Annotated in this window: 14 protein-coding genes and 1 tRNA gene; 8 read left to right on the top strand and 7 right to left on the bottom strand. The window is 67.8% G+C overall.

The features are described 5' to 3' along the window. Nucleotides 1-31 precede the first annotated feature (31 nt). On the bottom strand, nt 32-1,345 hold the full coding sequence (gene trmFO, locus ABIC35_RS05090; RefSeq protein ID WP_121079398.1) for a methylenetetrahydrofolate--tRNA-(uracil(54)-C(5))-methyltransferase (FADH(2)-oxidizing) TrmFO: 1,314 nt from the start codon (nt 1,343-1,345) through the stop codon (nt 32-34). A gap of 46 nt (nt 1,346-1,391) precedes the next feature. Between trmFO and ABIC35_RS05085 the strand changes: the two genes are divergently transcribed. After that, nucleotides 1,392-1,823, top strand: coding sequence for a DUF488 domain-containing protein (locus ABIC35_RS05085; RefSeq protein WP_121077243.1), 432 nt, complete (start codon nt 1,392-1,394; stop codon nt 1,821-1,823). A gap of 271 nt (nt 1,824-2,094) precedes the next feature. Further along, entirely contained in the window at nt 2,095-2,610 is a 516-nt protein-coding gene (locus ABIC35_RS05080; RefSeq protein WP_121077241.1) for a PilZ domain-containing protein, read from the top strand. 19 nt (nt 2,611-2,629) lie between these two features. Here ABIC35_RS05080 and ABIC35_RS05075 read toward each other — a convergent pair whose 3' ends face one another. After that, nucleotides 2,630-4,000, bottom strand: a complete 1,371-nt coding sequence (locus ABIC35_RS05075; RefSeq protein ID WP_183049493.1) for a class II 3-deoxy-7-phosphoheptulonate synthase — start codon at nt 3,998-4,000, stop codon at nt 2,630-2,632. Nucleotides 4,001-4,331: 331 nt separating this feature from the next. Here ABIC35_RS05075 and ABIC35_RS05070 point away from each other — a divergent pair, with 331 nt between their 5' ends. The 3 genes from ABIC35_RS05070 to ABIC35_RS05060 are packed head-to-tail and all read left to right on the top strand — an operon-like array spanning nt 4,332 to nt 7,338. Further along, a complete protein-coding gene (locus ABIC35_RS05070) occupies nt 4,332-5,474 on the top strand; it encodes an 8-amino-7-oxononanoate synthase (protein ID WP_121077237.1) in 1,143 nt (380 codons plus the stop codon). After that, on the top strand, nt 5,471-6,097 hold the full coding sequence (gene bioD / locus ABIC35_RS05065) for a dethiobiotin synthase (protein ID WP_121077235.1): 627 nt from the start codon (nt 5,471-5,473) through the stop codon (nt 6,095-6,097). The genes ABIC35_RS05070 and bioD overlap by 4 nt, the downstream gene beginning before the upstream one ends. Next, complete coding sequence (locus tag ABIC35_RS05060) at nt 6,097-7,338, top strand: adenosylmethionine--8-amino-7-oxononanoate transaminase (protein ID WP_121077233.1); 1,242 nt, start codon at nt 6,097-6,099, stop codon at nt 7,336-7,338. The genes bioD and ABIC35_RS05060 overlap by 1 nt, the downstream gene beginning before the upstream one ends. Here the strand turns inward: ABIC35_RS05060 and ABIC35_RS05055 are convergent, their stop codons facing one another. The 4 genes from ABIC35_RS05055 to ABIC35_RS05040 form a co-directional block, all read right to left on the bottom strand. Next, nucleotides 7,339-7,770 (bottom strand): TM2 domain-containing protein, encoded by a 432-nt coding sequence (locus tag ABIC35_RS05055; RefSeq protein WP_121077231.1) that lies wholly within the window; start codon nt 7,768-7,770, stop codon nt 7,339-7,341. Between the two features lie 91 nt (nt 7,771-7,861). Next, on the bottom strand, nt 7,862-9,292 hold the full coding sequence (cysS, locus tag ABIC35_RS05050; protein WP_121077230.1) for a cysteine--tRNA ligase: 1,431 nt from the start codon (nt 9,290-9,292) through the stop codon (nt 7,862-7,864). 55 nt (nt 9,293-9,347) lie between these two features. Continuing rightward, a complete protein-coding gene (locus tag ABIC35_RS05045; protein ID WP_093295076.1) occupies nt 9,348-9,638 on the bottom strand; it encodes a hypothetical protein in 291 nt (96 codons plus the stop codon). 3 nt (nt 9,639-9,641) lie between these two features. Continuing rightward, nucleotides 9,642-9,860: a hypothetical protein gene (locus ABIC35_RS05040; RefSeq protein WP_121077228.1), complete on the bottom strand. Its 219-nt coding sequence runs from the start codon at nt 9,858-9,860 to the stop codon at nt 9,642-9,644. Nucleotides 9,861-10,061: 201 nt separating this feature from the next. Between ABIC35_RS05040 and ABIC35_RS05035 the strand changes: the two genes are divergently transcribed. Then, complete coding sequence (locus ABIC35_RS05035) at nt 10,062-10,463, top strand: glycine zipper 2TM domain-containing protein (protein WP_121077226.1); 402 nt, start codon at nt 10,062-10,064, stop codon at nt 10,461-10,463. A 95-nt stretch (nt 10,464-10,558) separates the two neighbouring features. Here the strand turns inward: ABIC35_RS05035 and ABIC35_RS05030 are convergent. After that, nucleotides 10,559-10,632 (bottom strand) — tRNA-Cys (locus tag ABIC35_RS05030). A gap of 164 nt (nt 10,633-10,796) precedes the next feature. Between ABIC35_RS05030 and ABIC35_RS05025 the strand changes: the two genes are divergently transcribed. Together ABIC35_RS05025 and ABIC35_RS05020 are read left to right on the top strand one after the other, a co-directional pair. Beyond that, on the top strand, nt 10,797-11,480 hold the full coding sequence (locus ABIC35_RS05025) for a protein-L-isoaspartate O-methyltransferase family protein (protein WP_354278327.1): 684 nt from the start codon (nt 10,797-10,799) through the stop codon (nt 11,478-11,480). A gap of 17 nt (nt 11,481-11,497) precedes the next feature. Next, complete coding sequence (locus tag ABIC35_RS05020; RefSeq protein ID WP_121077222.1) at nt 11,498-13,051, top strand: TolC family outer membrane protein; 1,554 nt, start codon at nt 11,498-11,500, stop codon at nt 13,049-13,051. The last annotated feature ends 22 nt before the right edge of the window (nt 13,052-13,073 follow it).

Genomic DNA, 13,073 nt, shown 5'->3' with positions numbered 1-13,073 from the left:
GTGGGGAGGGTGAGGGTGGCTGCTGGCCCCCTCAGGCCGCCAGCCAGTCCTTCAGCGCCGCCCGCGCCCGATCGGTATACATCCGCTTGCGATCGGCCTTCTTGGTGCGGCCCTCGATCGGCGGGAACAGCCCGAAGTTGACGTTCATCGGCTGATAGGTCTCGATCTCCGCCTCGCCGGTGATGTGCGACAGCAGCGCGCCCAACGCCGTCTCGCGCGGCGGCGCGGGCAGCTCGATCCCTGCGATCTCCGCCGCGGCGAAGCGCCCCGCCAGCATCCCGATCGCGGCGCTCTCGACATAGCCTTCGCAGCCGGTGATCTGCCCGGCGAAGCGGATATTGGGCGCGCTCTTCAGCCGCAGCGTGCCGTCGAGCAGCTCGGGCGAGCGCAGGAAGGTGTTGCGGTGCAGGCCGCCCAGCCGCGCGAACTCGGCATTTTCCAGCCCCGGGATGGTGCGGAACAGCCGCACCTGCTCGGCATATTTGAGCTTGGTCTGGAAGCCGACCATGTTCCACAGCGTACCGCTGGCATTGTCCTGGCGCAGCTGCACCACCGCATAAGGCCAGCGGCCGGTGCGCGGATCGTCGAGGCCCACGCCCTTCATCGGGCCGTAGCGCAGCGTATCGACCCCCCGCTCGGCCATCACCTCGATCGGCATGCAGCCTTCGAAATAGGGGACATTCTCCCACTCGCGGAACTCGGTCTTCTCGCCCGCCATCAGCGCAGCGTGGAATTCGAGATACTGCTCCTTGGACATCGGGCAGTTGATGTAGTCCTTGCCCGATCCCTTGTTCCACCGGCTCTGGAACCAGGCGGTCTCCATGTCGATCGACTCGCGGTGGACGATCGGCGCGATCGCGTCAAAGAAGGCGAGGCTGTCCTTGCCGGTCGCACGGCCGATACTCTCCGCCAGCATCGGCGCGGTCAGCGGGCCCGTCGCGACGATGGTGCGGCCCTCGGCGGGCAGCGTGTCGACCCGTTCGCGGACGATGGTGATGTTCGGGTGCTGCTCCAGCGCCGCAGTCACGCCGTCGGCGAAGCCGTCACGGTCCACCGCCAGTGCGGAGCCGGCGGGCACCTTGTGGATGTCGCCCTGGGTGAGGATCAGCGAGCCGAGCGCCCGCATTTCCTGGTGGAGCAGCCCGACGGCGTTGCTGTCAGCATCGTCCGAACGGAAGCTGTTCGAGCAGACGAGCTCGGCCAGCCGGTCGCTTTGGTGCGCGGGCGTCATTTCGCCCGAACCGCGCATTTCCGAGAGGCGGACCTTATATCCCGCCTGGGCGAGCTGCCACGCGGCTTCCGAGCCGGCAAGGCCGCCGCCGATGATATGGATGTCGTGAGTCACGCGGCCGCCCATAGCGGCATGACGGCGCGATGACAAAGGAGCGAGGATGCGAATTTACACCATAGGCTATGAAGCTACCACCATGGCCGAGTTCCTCGCCGCGCTCTCCAAAGCCGGCGTGCAGCGGGTGATCGACGTGCGTGCGCTGCCGCTGTCGCGCCGTCCGGGCTTCTCCAAATCGTCGCTGGCGGCCAGCCTGCGCGAGGTGGGTATCGACTATGTGCATCTCAAGCAGCTTGGTACGCCCAAGCGCGGCCGCGACGCGGCGAAGAAGGGCGATGTGGCAACCTTGCGCGAAGTCTATGACGTCCAGCTCGGCCTGCCCGAGGCGCAGGCGCAGGTGGCGCAGATGCACGCGCTGGCGGCAGAGAAGCCGAGCGCGCTGCTCTGCTACGAACGCGATCCGTGCCATTGTCACCGGACGCTGCTGCTGGAAGCGGAGGGCGAGGGGGCGGAGGTGGTTGACCTCTACGCGTGATCCCAAAAAGGCCGGGGCAGCCCCGAGGGACTGCCCCGTTTAGTTCGGGGAGAGTCGACGCGAGGGGGAACGAAACGCGTCGACAGGAGCCCATCTGCCCGGTGCGTGTTGCAGCCGCGTGTCGCTTCTTTGCCGCAGGGCCGGAAAATTGTCGCGGGCACCGGCAAAACCTTCGTTAACCATGAAATCTTAAGATAATTTCCGCGGCGTTTACCGCCTCGCAACGCCTGCGCATGCAAAGCGGAGCCCAATGCACGCCAGTGGAGCGCTTATGGGTATCGCGGCACGACTGTATCAGGACGGACGCTGGGCCGAGCGGCACAGCGTCGAGCTCGAAGCCACGCTGCGCGACTCGGATTGGGCGCCGGTCGACGTCACGATCGAGGATCTGTCCAACGGCGGCTTCCGCGTCGTCGCGGGCGCCGAGCTCAAGGTGGGCGACACGATCGCGCTCGGCATTGCGGGGATCGGCACGCGCGAGGCGAAGGTCGTGTGGGGCACCGCGGGTATCTATGGCTGCGAGTTCGTGACCCCGCTGAGCGATGCGGACCTGCGCAGCGCAGTGTCCGGTCCTGCCGCGACGCCGATCGCTTTCCCCAAGACGCCGCTGCCGACGCCCCAGCTCACCCCGCCGGTGGTCGAGGGGTGGAACGCACCGGCCCCCGAAGCGAAATTCTCGGTCCGCACCCGGCTGGCGATCATCGTCGGCAGCGCGGTGCTCGCCTGGATGCTGGTCTTCGCGCTCGGCTACGGCCTGTGGGCGCTGGCGGGCGCGCTGCTCCGCTGAGCAACGCGCCCTTCGGGCATCAGGCCGCGGCCTTGCGGCGCTCGGCCATTTCGTCGTTGAGCATCTCGGCGAGCAGGAAAGCCAGTTCCAGGCTCTGACCCGCGTTGAGGCGCGGGTCGCAATGCGTGTGGTAGCGATCGGCCAGCCCCTGCTCGGTGATCGCGATCGCACCGCCGGTGCATTCGGTTACATTCTGCCCGGTCATCTCGGCATGGATGCCGCCGGCGAAGGTGCCCTCGGCACGGTGGACGGCGAAGAAGCCGCGCACCTCGGCGAGGATCCGGTCGAACGGCCGGGTCTTGTAGCCGTTTGCGGCCTTGACGACGTTGCCGTGCATCGGGTCGCAGCTCCACACCACCGGATGTCCCTCGCGCTTCACCGCGCGGACCAGCTTGGGCAGGCCGGCCTCGATCTTGTCATGGCCATAGCGGGTGATCAGCGTCATCCGCCCCGGGACGCGCCCCGGGTTGAGCGTGTCGAGCAGTCGCAGCAGCGCGTCGGGCTCGAGGCTGGGCCCGCACTTCATCCCGATCGGGTTGCCGATGCCGCGCAGGAACTCGACATGCGCCGAGCCCTCGAAGCGGGTGCGATCGCCGATCCACAGGAAGTGCGCCGAAGTATCGTACCAGTCGCCGGTCAGGCTGTCCTGCCGGGTCAGCGCCTGCTCATAGGGGAGCAGCAGCGCCTCGTGGCTGGTGTAGAAATCGGTGCCCTTCAGCTGCGGGACGGTGTCCGGGTTGATCCCGCACGCCTCCATGAAGTCGAGTGCCTCGCCGATCCGGTCCGCGACATCGGCGAACTTGGCCGACCAGGGGCTCTTGCCCATGAAGTCGAGCGTCCACTTATGCACCTGATGCAAATTGGCATAGCCGCCATTAGCAAAGGCCCGCAGCAGGTTGAGCGTCGCCGCCGACTGGCTGTAGCCCTGCACCATCCGCTGCGGATCGGGGATGCGCGACTCCGGCGTGAAGGCGATGTCGTTGACATTGTCGCCGCGGTAGCTGGGCAGCTCGACTCCGTCGATCACCTCAGTATCGGCCGAGCGCGGCTTGGCGAACTGGCCGGCCATCCGGCCGAGCTTCACCGTCGGCAGCTTCGAGGCGAAGGTGAGCACCACCGCCATCTGCAGGATCACGCGGAACGTATCGCGGATGTTGTTCGGGTGGAACTCGGCGAAGCTCTCGGCGCAGTCGCCGCCCTGGAGCAGGAACGCCTCGCCGCGCGCGACCTTGCCCAGCTCGGCGGTAAGCTCGCGCGCCTCGCCGGCGAACACCAGCGGGGGATAGCTGCTCAGCTGCCGGGTGGCGGCGTCGAGCGCGCCCTTGTCCGGATATTGCGGCATCTGGCGCGCTTCGGCACGCGTCCAGCTATCGGGGGTCCAGCTTGCCATTGCACTCTCCACGTCGCGGACGGCGACGTGCCAGTCCGCATGCTCGGCGATTCCCATCGCCGCTATCTGGTTCATCACCTTGGTGTTGGCGCGCTTGCCGTCGGTCTCCCAGCCCTGCACGGTCGAGCCTGGCGTATCGAACCAGGCACCGAAGGCGGCGCGGGTGAGGGTGCGTTCCTCGCGAAACTGGCGGATCTTGGAACCGGCTAACGTCGTCATTTGGGCGCCTTACCCGGCCGGGGTAAATGGATGCAAGCAATTTCTTACCCTGCTGGGGTAAAGGCAGGCCGATCGATTGCACCTGGACGCGCCTAGGTGTAGCCGCGCCGCAATGCACGCATTCGAAGCACAGGCGCGCGACCTTGCGGATCTTGCCGCCCGTGGGCGCGGGCGCAGGCTGATCGCCCGCGAGGGCGCGGACTTCGCGTCCAACGATTATCTAGGGCTGTCCGACTCGCTGGCGCTGCGCGATGCGGTGGCGGCGGCGCTAGCGCGTGGCGTGCCGATCGGCTCGGGCGGATCGCGGCTGCTCCGCGGCAACCATCCCGAGCACGAAGCCCTGGAGGCCGAGGCCGCGGCGTTCTTCGGCCGCGAGTCGGCGCTGTATTTCTCCAGCGGCTATGCGGCCAACGCGGCGCTGCTTGCGACCTTGCCGCAGCGCGGCGACCTCGTGCTGTTCGACGAACTCGTCCACGCAAGCGCCCACGAAGGCATGCGCCTCGGCCGGGCGGAAGCAAGACAGGCGGCGCATAACGACGTTGCCGCCTTCGCGGAGGCGATCGCCGGCTGGCGTCGTGAGGGCGGGGCGGGGCGCGTGTGGATCGTGGTCGAGAGCCTCTACAGCATGGACGGCGATGTCGCGCCGCTTGCCGCGCTGTCGGCGCTCGCCGAGGCCGAGAACGCGATCCTGCTCGTCGACGAGGCGCATGCGACCGGCGTCTGCGGCCCGCAGGGACAGGGGCTGGCGCATGGCCTGCCGACCGCCAACCTGATCACGCTGCACACCTGCGGCAAGGCGTTGGGCTGCGAAGGTGCGCTGGTCACCGGCCCGGCGACCGTCCGCGACTTCCTCGTCAATCGCGGCCGGGCCTTCATCTTCTCCACCGCGCCGTCGCCGCTGATGGCGGCTGCCGTGCGCGCGGCGCTTCGCATTGTGGCAGACGGCGGCGATCTGCGGTCCGCGCTGGCCGAGCGGATCGCCGCCGCCCGCTCCGCGCTCGCGCCGCTCGGCGTAGCGCCGGGCGATACCCAGATCCTGCCGCTGATCCTCGGCGACGACGTGCGGACCATGGCGGTCGCCGGCGCGCTCCGGGACAGCGGCTTCGACGTGCGCGGCATTCGCCCGCCGACCGTCCCCGCCGGCACCTCGCGCCTGCGCATCTCGATCACCAACAATGTGTCGCTCGGCGAGATCGCCGCGCTCGCGGAACGGCTGGCGACGCTTCTTCCCGCAACCGAGCCCATCGCAGCATGACCCAGACCTTCATCGTAACCGGCACAGATACCGGCATCGGCAAGACCGTCTTCGCCGCCGCCCTCGCGGGTGCCCTCGACGGCCGCTACTGGAAGCCCGTCCAAGCCGGTCTCGACGACGGCAGCGACAGCGAGCGCACCGCGGCGCTGTCGGGCCTACCGATCGGGCACATTCTTCCCGAGGCCTATCGCCTGGTCACGCCCTGCTCGCCGCATCTGGCCGCCGAGATCGACGGCGTGACGATCGACCTCGATCGGCTGGCACTGCCCGCGGTCGACGGGCCGCTGGTGGTTGAAGGCGCAGGCGGTGCGCTGGTGCCGGTGACGCGCGAGATCCTCTACGCCGATGTCTTCGCCCGCTGGGGCAAACCGGTGGTGCTGGTCGCGCGCACCGCGCTCGGCACGATCAACCACAGCCTGCTCTCGATCGAGGCGCTGCGCGCGCGGGGCGTGCCGATCCACGGCATCGCCTTTGTTGGCGATCCGGTCGAGGACAGCGAGGCGACCATCGCCGCGATCGGCAAGGTCAAGCGGCTCGGCCGCCTGCCGATGCTGTCGGACCTTGGCCCCGAGGCGCTGGCCCAAGCCTTCGCCGAGGCCTTCAATCTGGCGGACTTTGCCTGATGTCGTCGGTCTGGCATCCCTTTACCCAGCATGGGCTGGGTGAGCCGATCCCGATGGTCAGCCATGCCAAGGACGCGCTGATCCACACCGCCGACGGCCGCAGCTTTATCGATGCGATCTCGTCCTGGTGGGTGACGACGCACGGCCATTGCAATCCGCGCATCCTGGCGGCGATCGCCGAGCAGGCGGGCAAGCTCGATCAGATCATCTTCGCCGGCTGGACCCACGAACCGGCCGAGACGCTCGCCGCCGGGCTGCGGGACATACTGCCCGACGCGCTGGAACACGTCTTCTTCAGCGACAGCGGTTCCACCGCGGTGGAAGTCGCGCTCAAGATGGCGCTCGGCTATTGGCACAACCGCGGCGAGGAACGCAGCCGCATCCTGGTGCTTGAGCACAGCTATCATGGCGATACGATCGGCGGCATGTCGGTCGGCGCCCGCGGGGTGTTCAACCGGCCCTATCAGCCGCTGCTGTTCGACGTTGGCACCATCCCCTTCCCGAGCGCGGGCGCCGAGCAGGCGACGCTCGACGCGCTGGAGGCCGAGTGCCGCACGGGTGCTGCGGCGTTCATCGTCGAGCCGCTGGTGCTGGGGGCGGGAGGCATGCTCTTCTACACCCCCGCGCTGCTCGCCGAGATGCGGGCGATCTGCACGCGGCACGACGTGCTCTTCATCGCGGACGAGGTGATGACCGGCTGGGGCCGCACCGGCATGCTCACCGCGTGCGAACAGGCGGGTGTGGTGCCGGACATCCTGTGCCTCTCGAAGGGCATCACCGGCGGCGCGATCCCGCTGGCGGTGACGCTGGCGACTGCGCCGATCTTCCAGGCACACTGGTCCGACGATCGCGCGCGGATGTTCTTCCACTCCTCCAGCTACACCGCCAATCCGATCGCCTGCGCCGCCGCCGTGGCGAACCTCGCGATCTGGCGCGACGAGCCGGTGCTGGAGCGCATCGCGCAGCTAGGCGAATGGCAGCAGGCAGCGCTCGACCGGCTTGCCGATGTGCCCGGCCTGGTTGGCCATCGCCGCATGGGCACGATCGCCGCGCTGGAAGTCGAGCAGCCGGAGAATGGCTACCTCTCGGCGATCGCGCCGCGCCTCATGGCCTTTGCGCGCGAGCGCGGCGTGCTGCTGCGGCCGCTGGGCAACACCGTCTACGTGATGCCGCCCTACAGCATCACGCGCGAACAGCTCGACCAAGTCTGGGGGCTGGTGCCCGACTTCCTTGCCGCCTGATCAGCGGCGGGGATAGCGCTGGGCGAACTCGGTATCGCTCATCAGCAGATAGCGGATTGCATCGACGAACGCCCAGACGCCGGTGACCAGCGCGCCGACGATGGTGCAGGTGAGCAGCAGCATCACCACGCCCGATCCGGTGCGGCCGAGATAGAAGCGGTGAATGCCCAGCGTGCCCAGGAATAGCGCGAGCACTGCCGCGAGGATCTTGTTGCGCGGTTCGCCCACCGGAGCCGGCACGTCCGCGCCCTCTAACAGGCGGAAGATGCGGCGGGCGCGCTTGCCGTCGACGTCGAAATCGACCTTGGCGCCGACTGCGGGGTGGCGGCTGTCGCTCCAGTCTTCCTGGGTGAAGACATAGCGGCTGCCGTCCTCTCCCGAAATCTGGCCTTCGCCGCTCGACCGATCCACGCCCAACACTTGCCCGCGCATTGCTTCCCCCGAAAAATCGTCGCGTTTTGTGGGGGAGGTTACCGCGGTAACGCAAGCAAAATTCCTCCCCGTGTCGGGGAGGAATTTTCGGTCACAGCGCCGGCTTCCAGTCCCAGCCGAGCGGATCGCCGTCCATCACTTCGATGCCCGCGGCGACGAGATCGTCGCGGATCCGGTCGGAACGCTGGAAGTCCTTCACCACCCGGGCTTCCTTGCGCTCGACCAGCAGGTCGCCGATCGCATCGGGCGTGATCGTCGCGCCCTTGGGCTGCACGCGCAGTTCCTCACGGGTCAGTTCGGTGAGCCGCAGGCCCAGCACCTTGTCGAACTCGGCGAGCGCCGCCAGCCGGTCGGCGGGCGAGGTGCGCTTGTCCGCCAGCATCTCGTCCAGCACCGGCAGCGCCTTGGGGGTGTTGAGATCGTCCGACACCGCGGCGTCGAGCTTCTCCAGCCAAGCCGCCGGTGCGGTGCCTTCGCCCTCGGCGCGGGCCCGGAGCGCGGTCACCGTCATCACCAGCCGCTTTAGCCGGGTAAGCGCCGCCGCGAGGTTCTCGGCCGAGAATTCCAGCTCGCTGCGATACTGGGCCTGCAGGCACAACAGGCGATAGGCGAGGGGGTGCACGCCCGCGTCGATCAGCGACTGGAGCGTGGTGAACCCGCCCTTGGACTTGGACATCTTGCCCTGGCGATCGACCAGGAAGTTGTTGTGCATCCAGAAATGCGCGCCGGTATCGCCGCAGCCGCAATAAGCCTGGTTCTGCGCGATTTCGTTGGGGTGATGGATCTCGCGATGGTCGATGCCGCCGGTGTGGATGTCGAACGGCGCGCCGAGATACTGGATGCTCATCACCGAGCATTCGAGGTGCCAGCCCGGCGCACCCTTGCCCCAGGGCGAATCCCATTCCATCTGCCGCTGCTCGCCCGGCGGAGACTTGCGCCAGATCGCGAAGTCCTGCGGGTGGCGCTTGCCGTCGACCGGATCGATCCGGCTTTCCGCGGCATCGTCCGCCGCGCCGGCGAGGCGACCATAGTCGGGCACGGTCGTCACGTCGAAATAGAGCCCCGACTCGAGCTCGTAGCAATGCTCTGACGCGATCTTCTCGGCGAAGGCGATCATCTGCTGGATGTGATCGGTCGCCACCGACCATTTGCTCGGTTCGGTGATGTTGAGGTCGGCGATGTTCTGCTTGAACGCGGCGGTATAGTGCGCGGCGATGTCCCAGATGCTCATCGCCTGGGCGCGGGCAGCCGCTTCCATCTTGTCGTCGCCGGCATCGGCGTCCGAGGTCAGGTGGCCGACATCGGTGATGTTGATGATGTGGGTGAGCGGATAGCCCTTCCAGCGCAGCACCCGGCTCAGCGTGTCGGTGAACACATAGGCGCGCAAATTGCCGAGATGGGCATAGTTGTAGACCGTCGGTCCGCACGAATAGACGCGCACGCCCTTGGCGGGGTCGAGCGGCTGGAACGGCTCGAGCGAACGGGAAAGCGAATTGTAGAGCGTCAGCGGAGCGTCATGCATGGGCAGCGCATAGCGAACAAAATGCCGCGGACAAACCCGACATCATTGGCCCGCGTTAGTCCGCCAGCGCGGACGCCTCGGCGATCGCAGCGTTGACCATCGCGCTCCAGATGCGTGCGGGATCGTCGCCGGCGGCGCGGCCGGCCTCAATCATCGTCGCGGTCGGCTCGCGGAGCGTGCGAAGCACCGCCATCGCCCGATCGGTCTCGCGCGGCCAGATCGTGTCGACGATTTCGCTCACCGGCCGGCCGAGCTCGCCTGCACCCTCGGCATTGGGGCTCAGCATCTCGGCGGCGATGACGCGGGCGATTCGCTCGATCGGCGAGGTGTTGGAAACGCTGGTCATGGCTCAGGCCGCGAGCGGCGGATGGGCGGGGCGGGGGTGGAGCGCGCTGCCGCCGACCGCGCCGTGGTGGAGCGGGAGCGCGGTGCCGCAGAAGGCGCACTCGGCCGTCATCCGCCCGACCATCCAGTGCGACTGGCCGCAGCCGGGGCAGGGATTGGTCTCGTGCGGGCGGTAGGCCATGCGATAGCCGGTGAGCGCGCGGCGGATGCCGAAATCGTACATGCGGAAGGTTCCCTCCAAGAGACCGAAAGAACGTTTCCCAGGTGTCATGGTTCCGCGCGCGTGTGAGGCGCAGCGTGTCCCGATCCGGGCCAATGGATTAGCTGAACATTACCTAACGAGCGCATTCAGGCTGCGAACAGCGGCATTGTGCGAATCAGGCTTCAGACGGCGGCACAGGCTGCCGCCGCGAGGAGATACGAGATGAAGAAGTTTCTGATCGGCGCCACCATGGCTGCCACGCTGATGACCGGTTCGATCGCCGCGACGCCGGCGGCCGCTCAGGATTGGGGCTATCGCGATGGCTATAGCCGCTACGACCGCGACTATCGCGGCGATTATCGGGATTATCGCGATTATCGCGACGCCCGTGACTATCGCGACGACCGTGCCCGCTATGCCTATCGCGGCCGCAACTATCGCCATCGCTGCAGCGACGGCACCACCGGCACCATCCTGGGCGCGATCGCCGGTGGCCTGCTGGGTGGTGAGATCGGCCGCGGCAGCTCCTATCGCCGCAGCGGCACCGGCATGATCATCGGTGCGGGTGCTGGCGCCCTGGCCGGCCGCGCGGTCGACGGTGGTGACTGCCGCAACGGCCGCTGATCCCGGCCAATAGCAACGCAAGGGCGTCCGCTGCACGGGGCAGCGGGCGCCCTTCGCGTATCTGGTGATATGGAAAAGGGCGCGCCTAGCGCCGCTGGAGGCCCGAGCCGGAATCGAACCGGCATATACGGATTTGCAGTCCGCTGCGTCACCATTCCGCCATCGGGCCATCCGGAGGTGAGGCGCGGCAAATGCCCTCGGGGTGGGGGTGATGTCAACAGAGTTTCAAAATAACGTCGCACTCGCTTGGCGAGCCCCGCACTCCGCGATAGAAGCCCTGAGACAGCAACAAGTGTATTGCACAACTAATACGGTTGTGCGACAAGCGGAGTGATGATGGCCCTTATGGTCGACCCTGCGCCCCTCGAAGCGCCACGTTTCGAAGCGATGCGCCACGCCATGGTGGCGAGCCAGCTGCGTACCAACGCAGTGAACGATCCTCGCGTGGTGACGGCGATGTCGCAAGTCCCCCGCGAAGTCTTCCTGCCGCCGGAGCAGCGCGCGCTCGCCTATCGCGACACGCTGCTGCCGCTCGGCAATGGCCGCCGCCACGATTCGCCGCTGGCGACGGGCCGGCTGCTGACCGAGGCGGAACTGCAGCCGGGCGACCATGTCCTGCTGGTCGGCGCGGCCGGCGGCTATGCTGCGGCGCTGCTCTCGCCGCTGGTGGCATCGGTCGTCGCGCTCGAGGAAGAGCCGGCGCTGGTCGCGATCGCGCGCGGCGGGCTCGCCGGTGCCGCCAATGTCGAGCTGGTCCAGGGCCCGCTCAACGCCGGCTGGGCCGCACGCGGGCCGTATGACCTGATCGTGATCGACGGCGCCGTCGAGGAACTGCCGCAGGCGATTATCGACCAGGTCAAGGTCGGCGGCCGTATCGTCACCGGCGTGATCGACCGCGGCGTGACGCGGCTGGCGCTCGGCCGCCGTACCGAGGGGGGCTTCGGTCTGGCGGACTTCCTGGACATCGAAGTGGCGACGCTTCCAGGCTTTGACAAACCGAGAAAATTTACCTTTTAACCTTAAAAGCGGGGCTCATGCGACTGAACATTTTGCTCATTGGTGTGAGCCTCGTTTCCCTCGGGGCGCCGGCGTTCGCCCAGAACGCGCCCAGCGGTCGCCAGGACGTGCCTGCGCCCGGCGCCAAGACTGCCGCGCCGACCACGACGCTGCAGGACGCGCTGGCCCAGGCCTATGCGACCAATCCGGACATTCAGGCGCAACGTGCCAACCAGCGCGCCAATGACGAGAATGTTCCGATCGCACGCTCGCAAGGGCTGCCCGGCCTCAACGCCACGGGCAGCGTCAATGACAGCCTGTACAACACCAATGCCACGGCGCTGACGCCGTCGCGCCAGGCGCAGCTGGGCATCAACCTGTCGCAGCCCATCTACAGCGGCGGCAGCATCCGCAACTCGGTGCGCGCCGCCGAGGTCCGCGTGAATGCCGGCCGCGCCAATCTGCGCGGGGCCGAGGCGGATATCTTCACCCAGACGGTGACCGCCTATCTCAACGTCATCCGCGACGAATCGATCGTCCGTCTCAACCAGGAAAACGTTCACGTCCTCGAAGTGAACCTCCAGGCGACGCGCGATCGCTTCCAGGTCGGCGACCTAACCCGCACCGACGTCGCCCAGTCCGAGGCGCGCCTCGCGCTCGCCCAGTCGCAGCTGCGCAGCGCCGAGGCGCAGCTGATCGGCAGCCGCGAAACCTATATCCAGGTCGTCGGCACGCCGCCGGGCGTACTCGCGCCGCCGCCTGCACTGCCCAATCTGCCGCAGGACGTGCAGACGGCCGAGCAGGTGGCGCTCGCAAACAACCCGTTCCTCGAAGCCGCCCAGCTCGCCCGCGATGCGTCGCGTTACGATACCCGCGTCGCAAAGGCGGGACGCCTGCCGCAGGTGAGCCTCGGCGCGGGCGGCACCTACCAGAATTATCTTGGTTCGGTCGGCGATATCGGCCGCCGCGCCGGGCTTACCCCGACGGCGACCACCGCCACCGTCGGCGTGCAGGTTTCGCTGCCGCTGTTTCAGGGCGGCCGCCCGGCGGCGCAGGTCCGTCAGGCGCAAGCGCGCGAAGGCGCCGCGATCGAGACGGTGACGCTTACCGAGCGCGGCGTGATCGCCCAGGCCCGCTCGGCCTATGCCAGCTATCAGGCGGCGCTGCGCGTGATCGAATCGTCACGCACCGCCGTGCAGGCCAACCAGCTCAGCCTCGAAGGCGTGCGCGCGGAAAACAGCGTCGGCACTCGCACGATCCTCGACATCCTGAACGCCGAGCAGGAACTGCTCAACTCGCAGGTGCAATATGTCACCGCCGAGCGCGACGCCTATGTCGCCGGGTTCAGCCTGCTTGCCTCGATGGGCCGCGCCCAGGCCAAGGACCTGAATTTCGACAGCCGCCTGCTCTATGATCCCAGCGTGAACTATGCGCGGGTGCGCAATCGCATCAACGACTGGCGTGACGACAAGGCGCCCCAGCCGGTGGCGACCAGCACCCGATCCACGCCCGCGCAGAGTGCCGAGGTGATCGGCGCGCCGCTCGACCCGACGCTGCAGCGTCCGGTTGACAGCGACCGCCCCAATCCCTGATTGAGGGGGTTCGCACTCGAAG

Source organism: Sphingomonas trueperi (genome assembly GCF_040545965.1).
Classification (GTDB): domain Bacteria; phylum Pseudomonadota; class Alphaproteobacteria; order Sphingomonadales; family Sphingomonadaceae; genus Sphingomonas; species Sphingomonas trueperi_C.
This window is presented reverse-complemented; position numbering and strand designations above follow the sequence as displayed.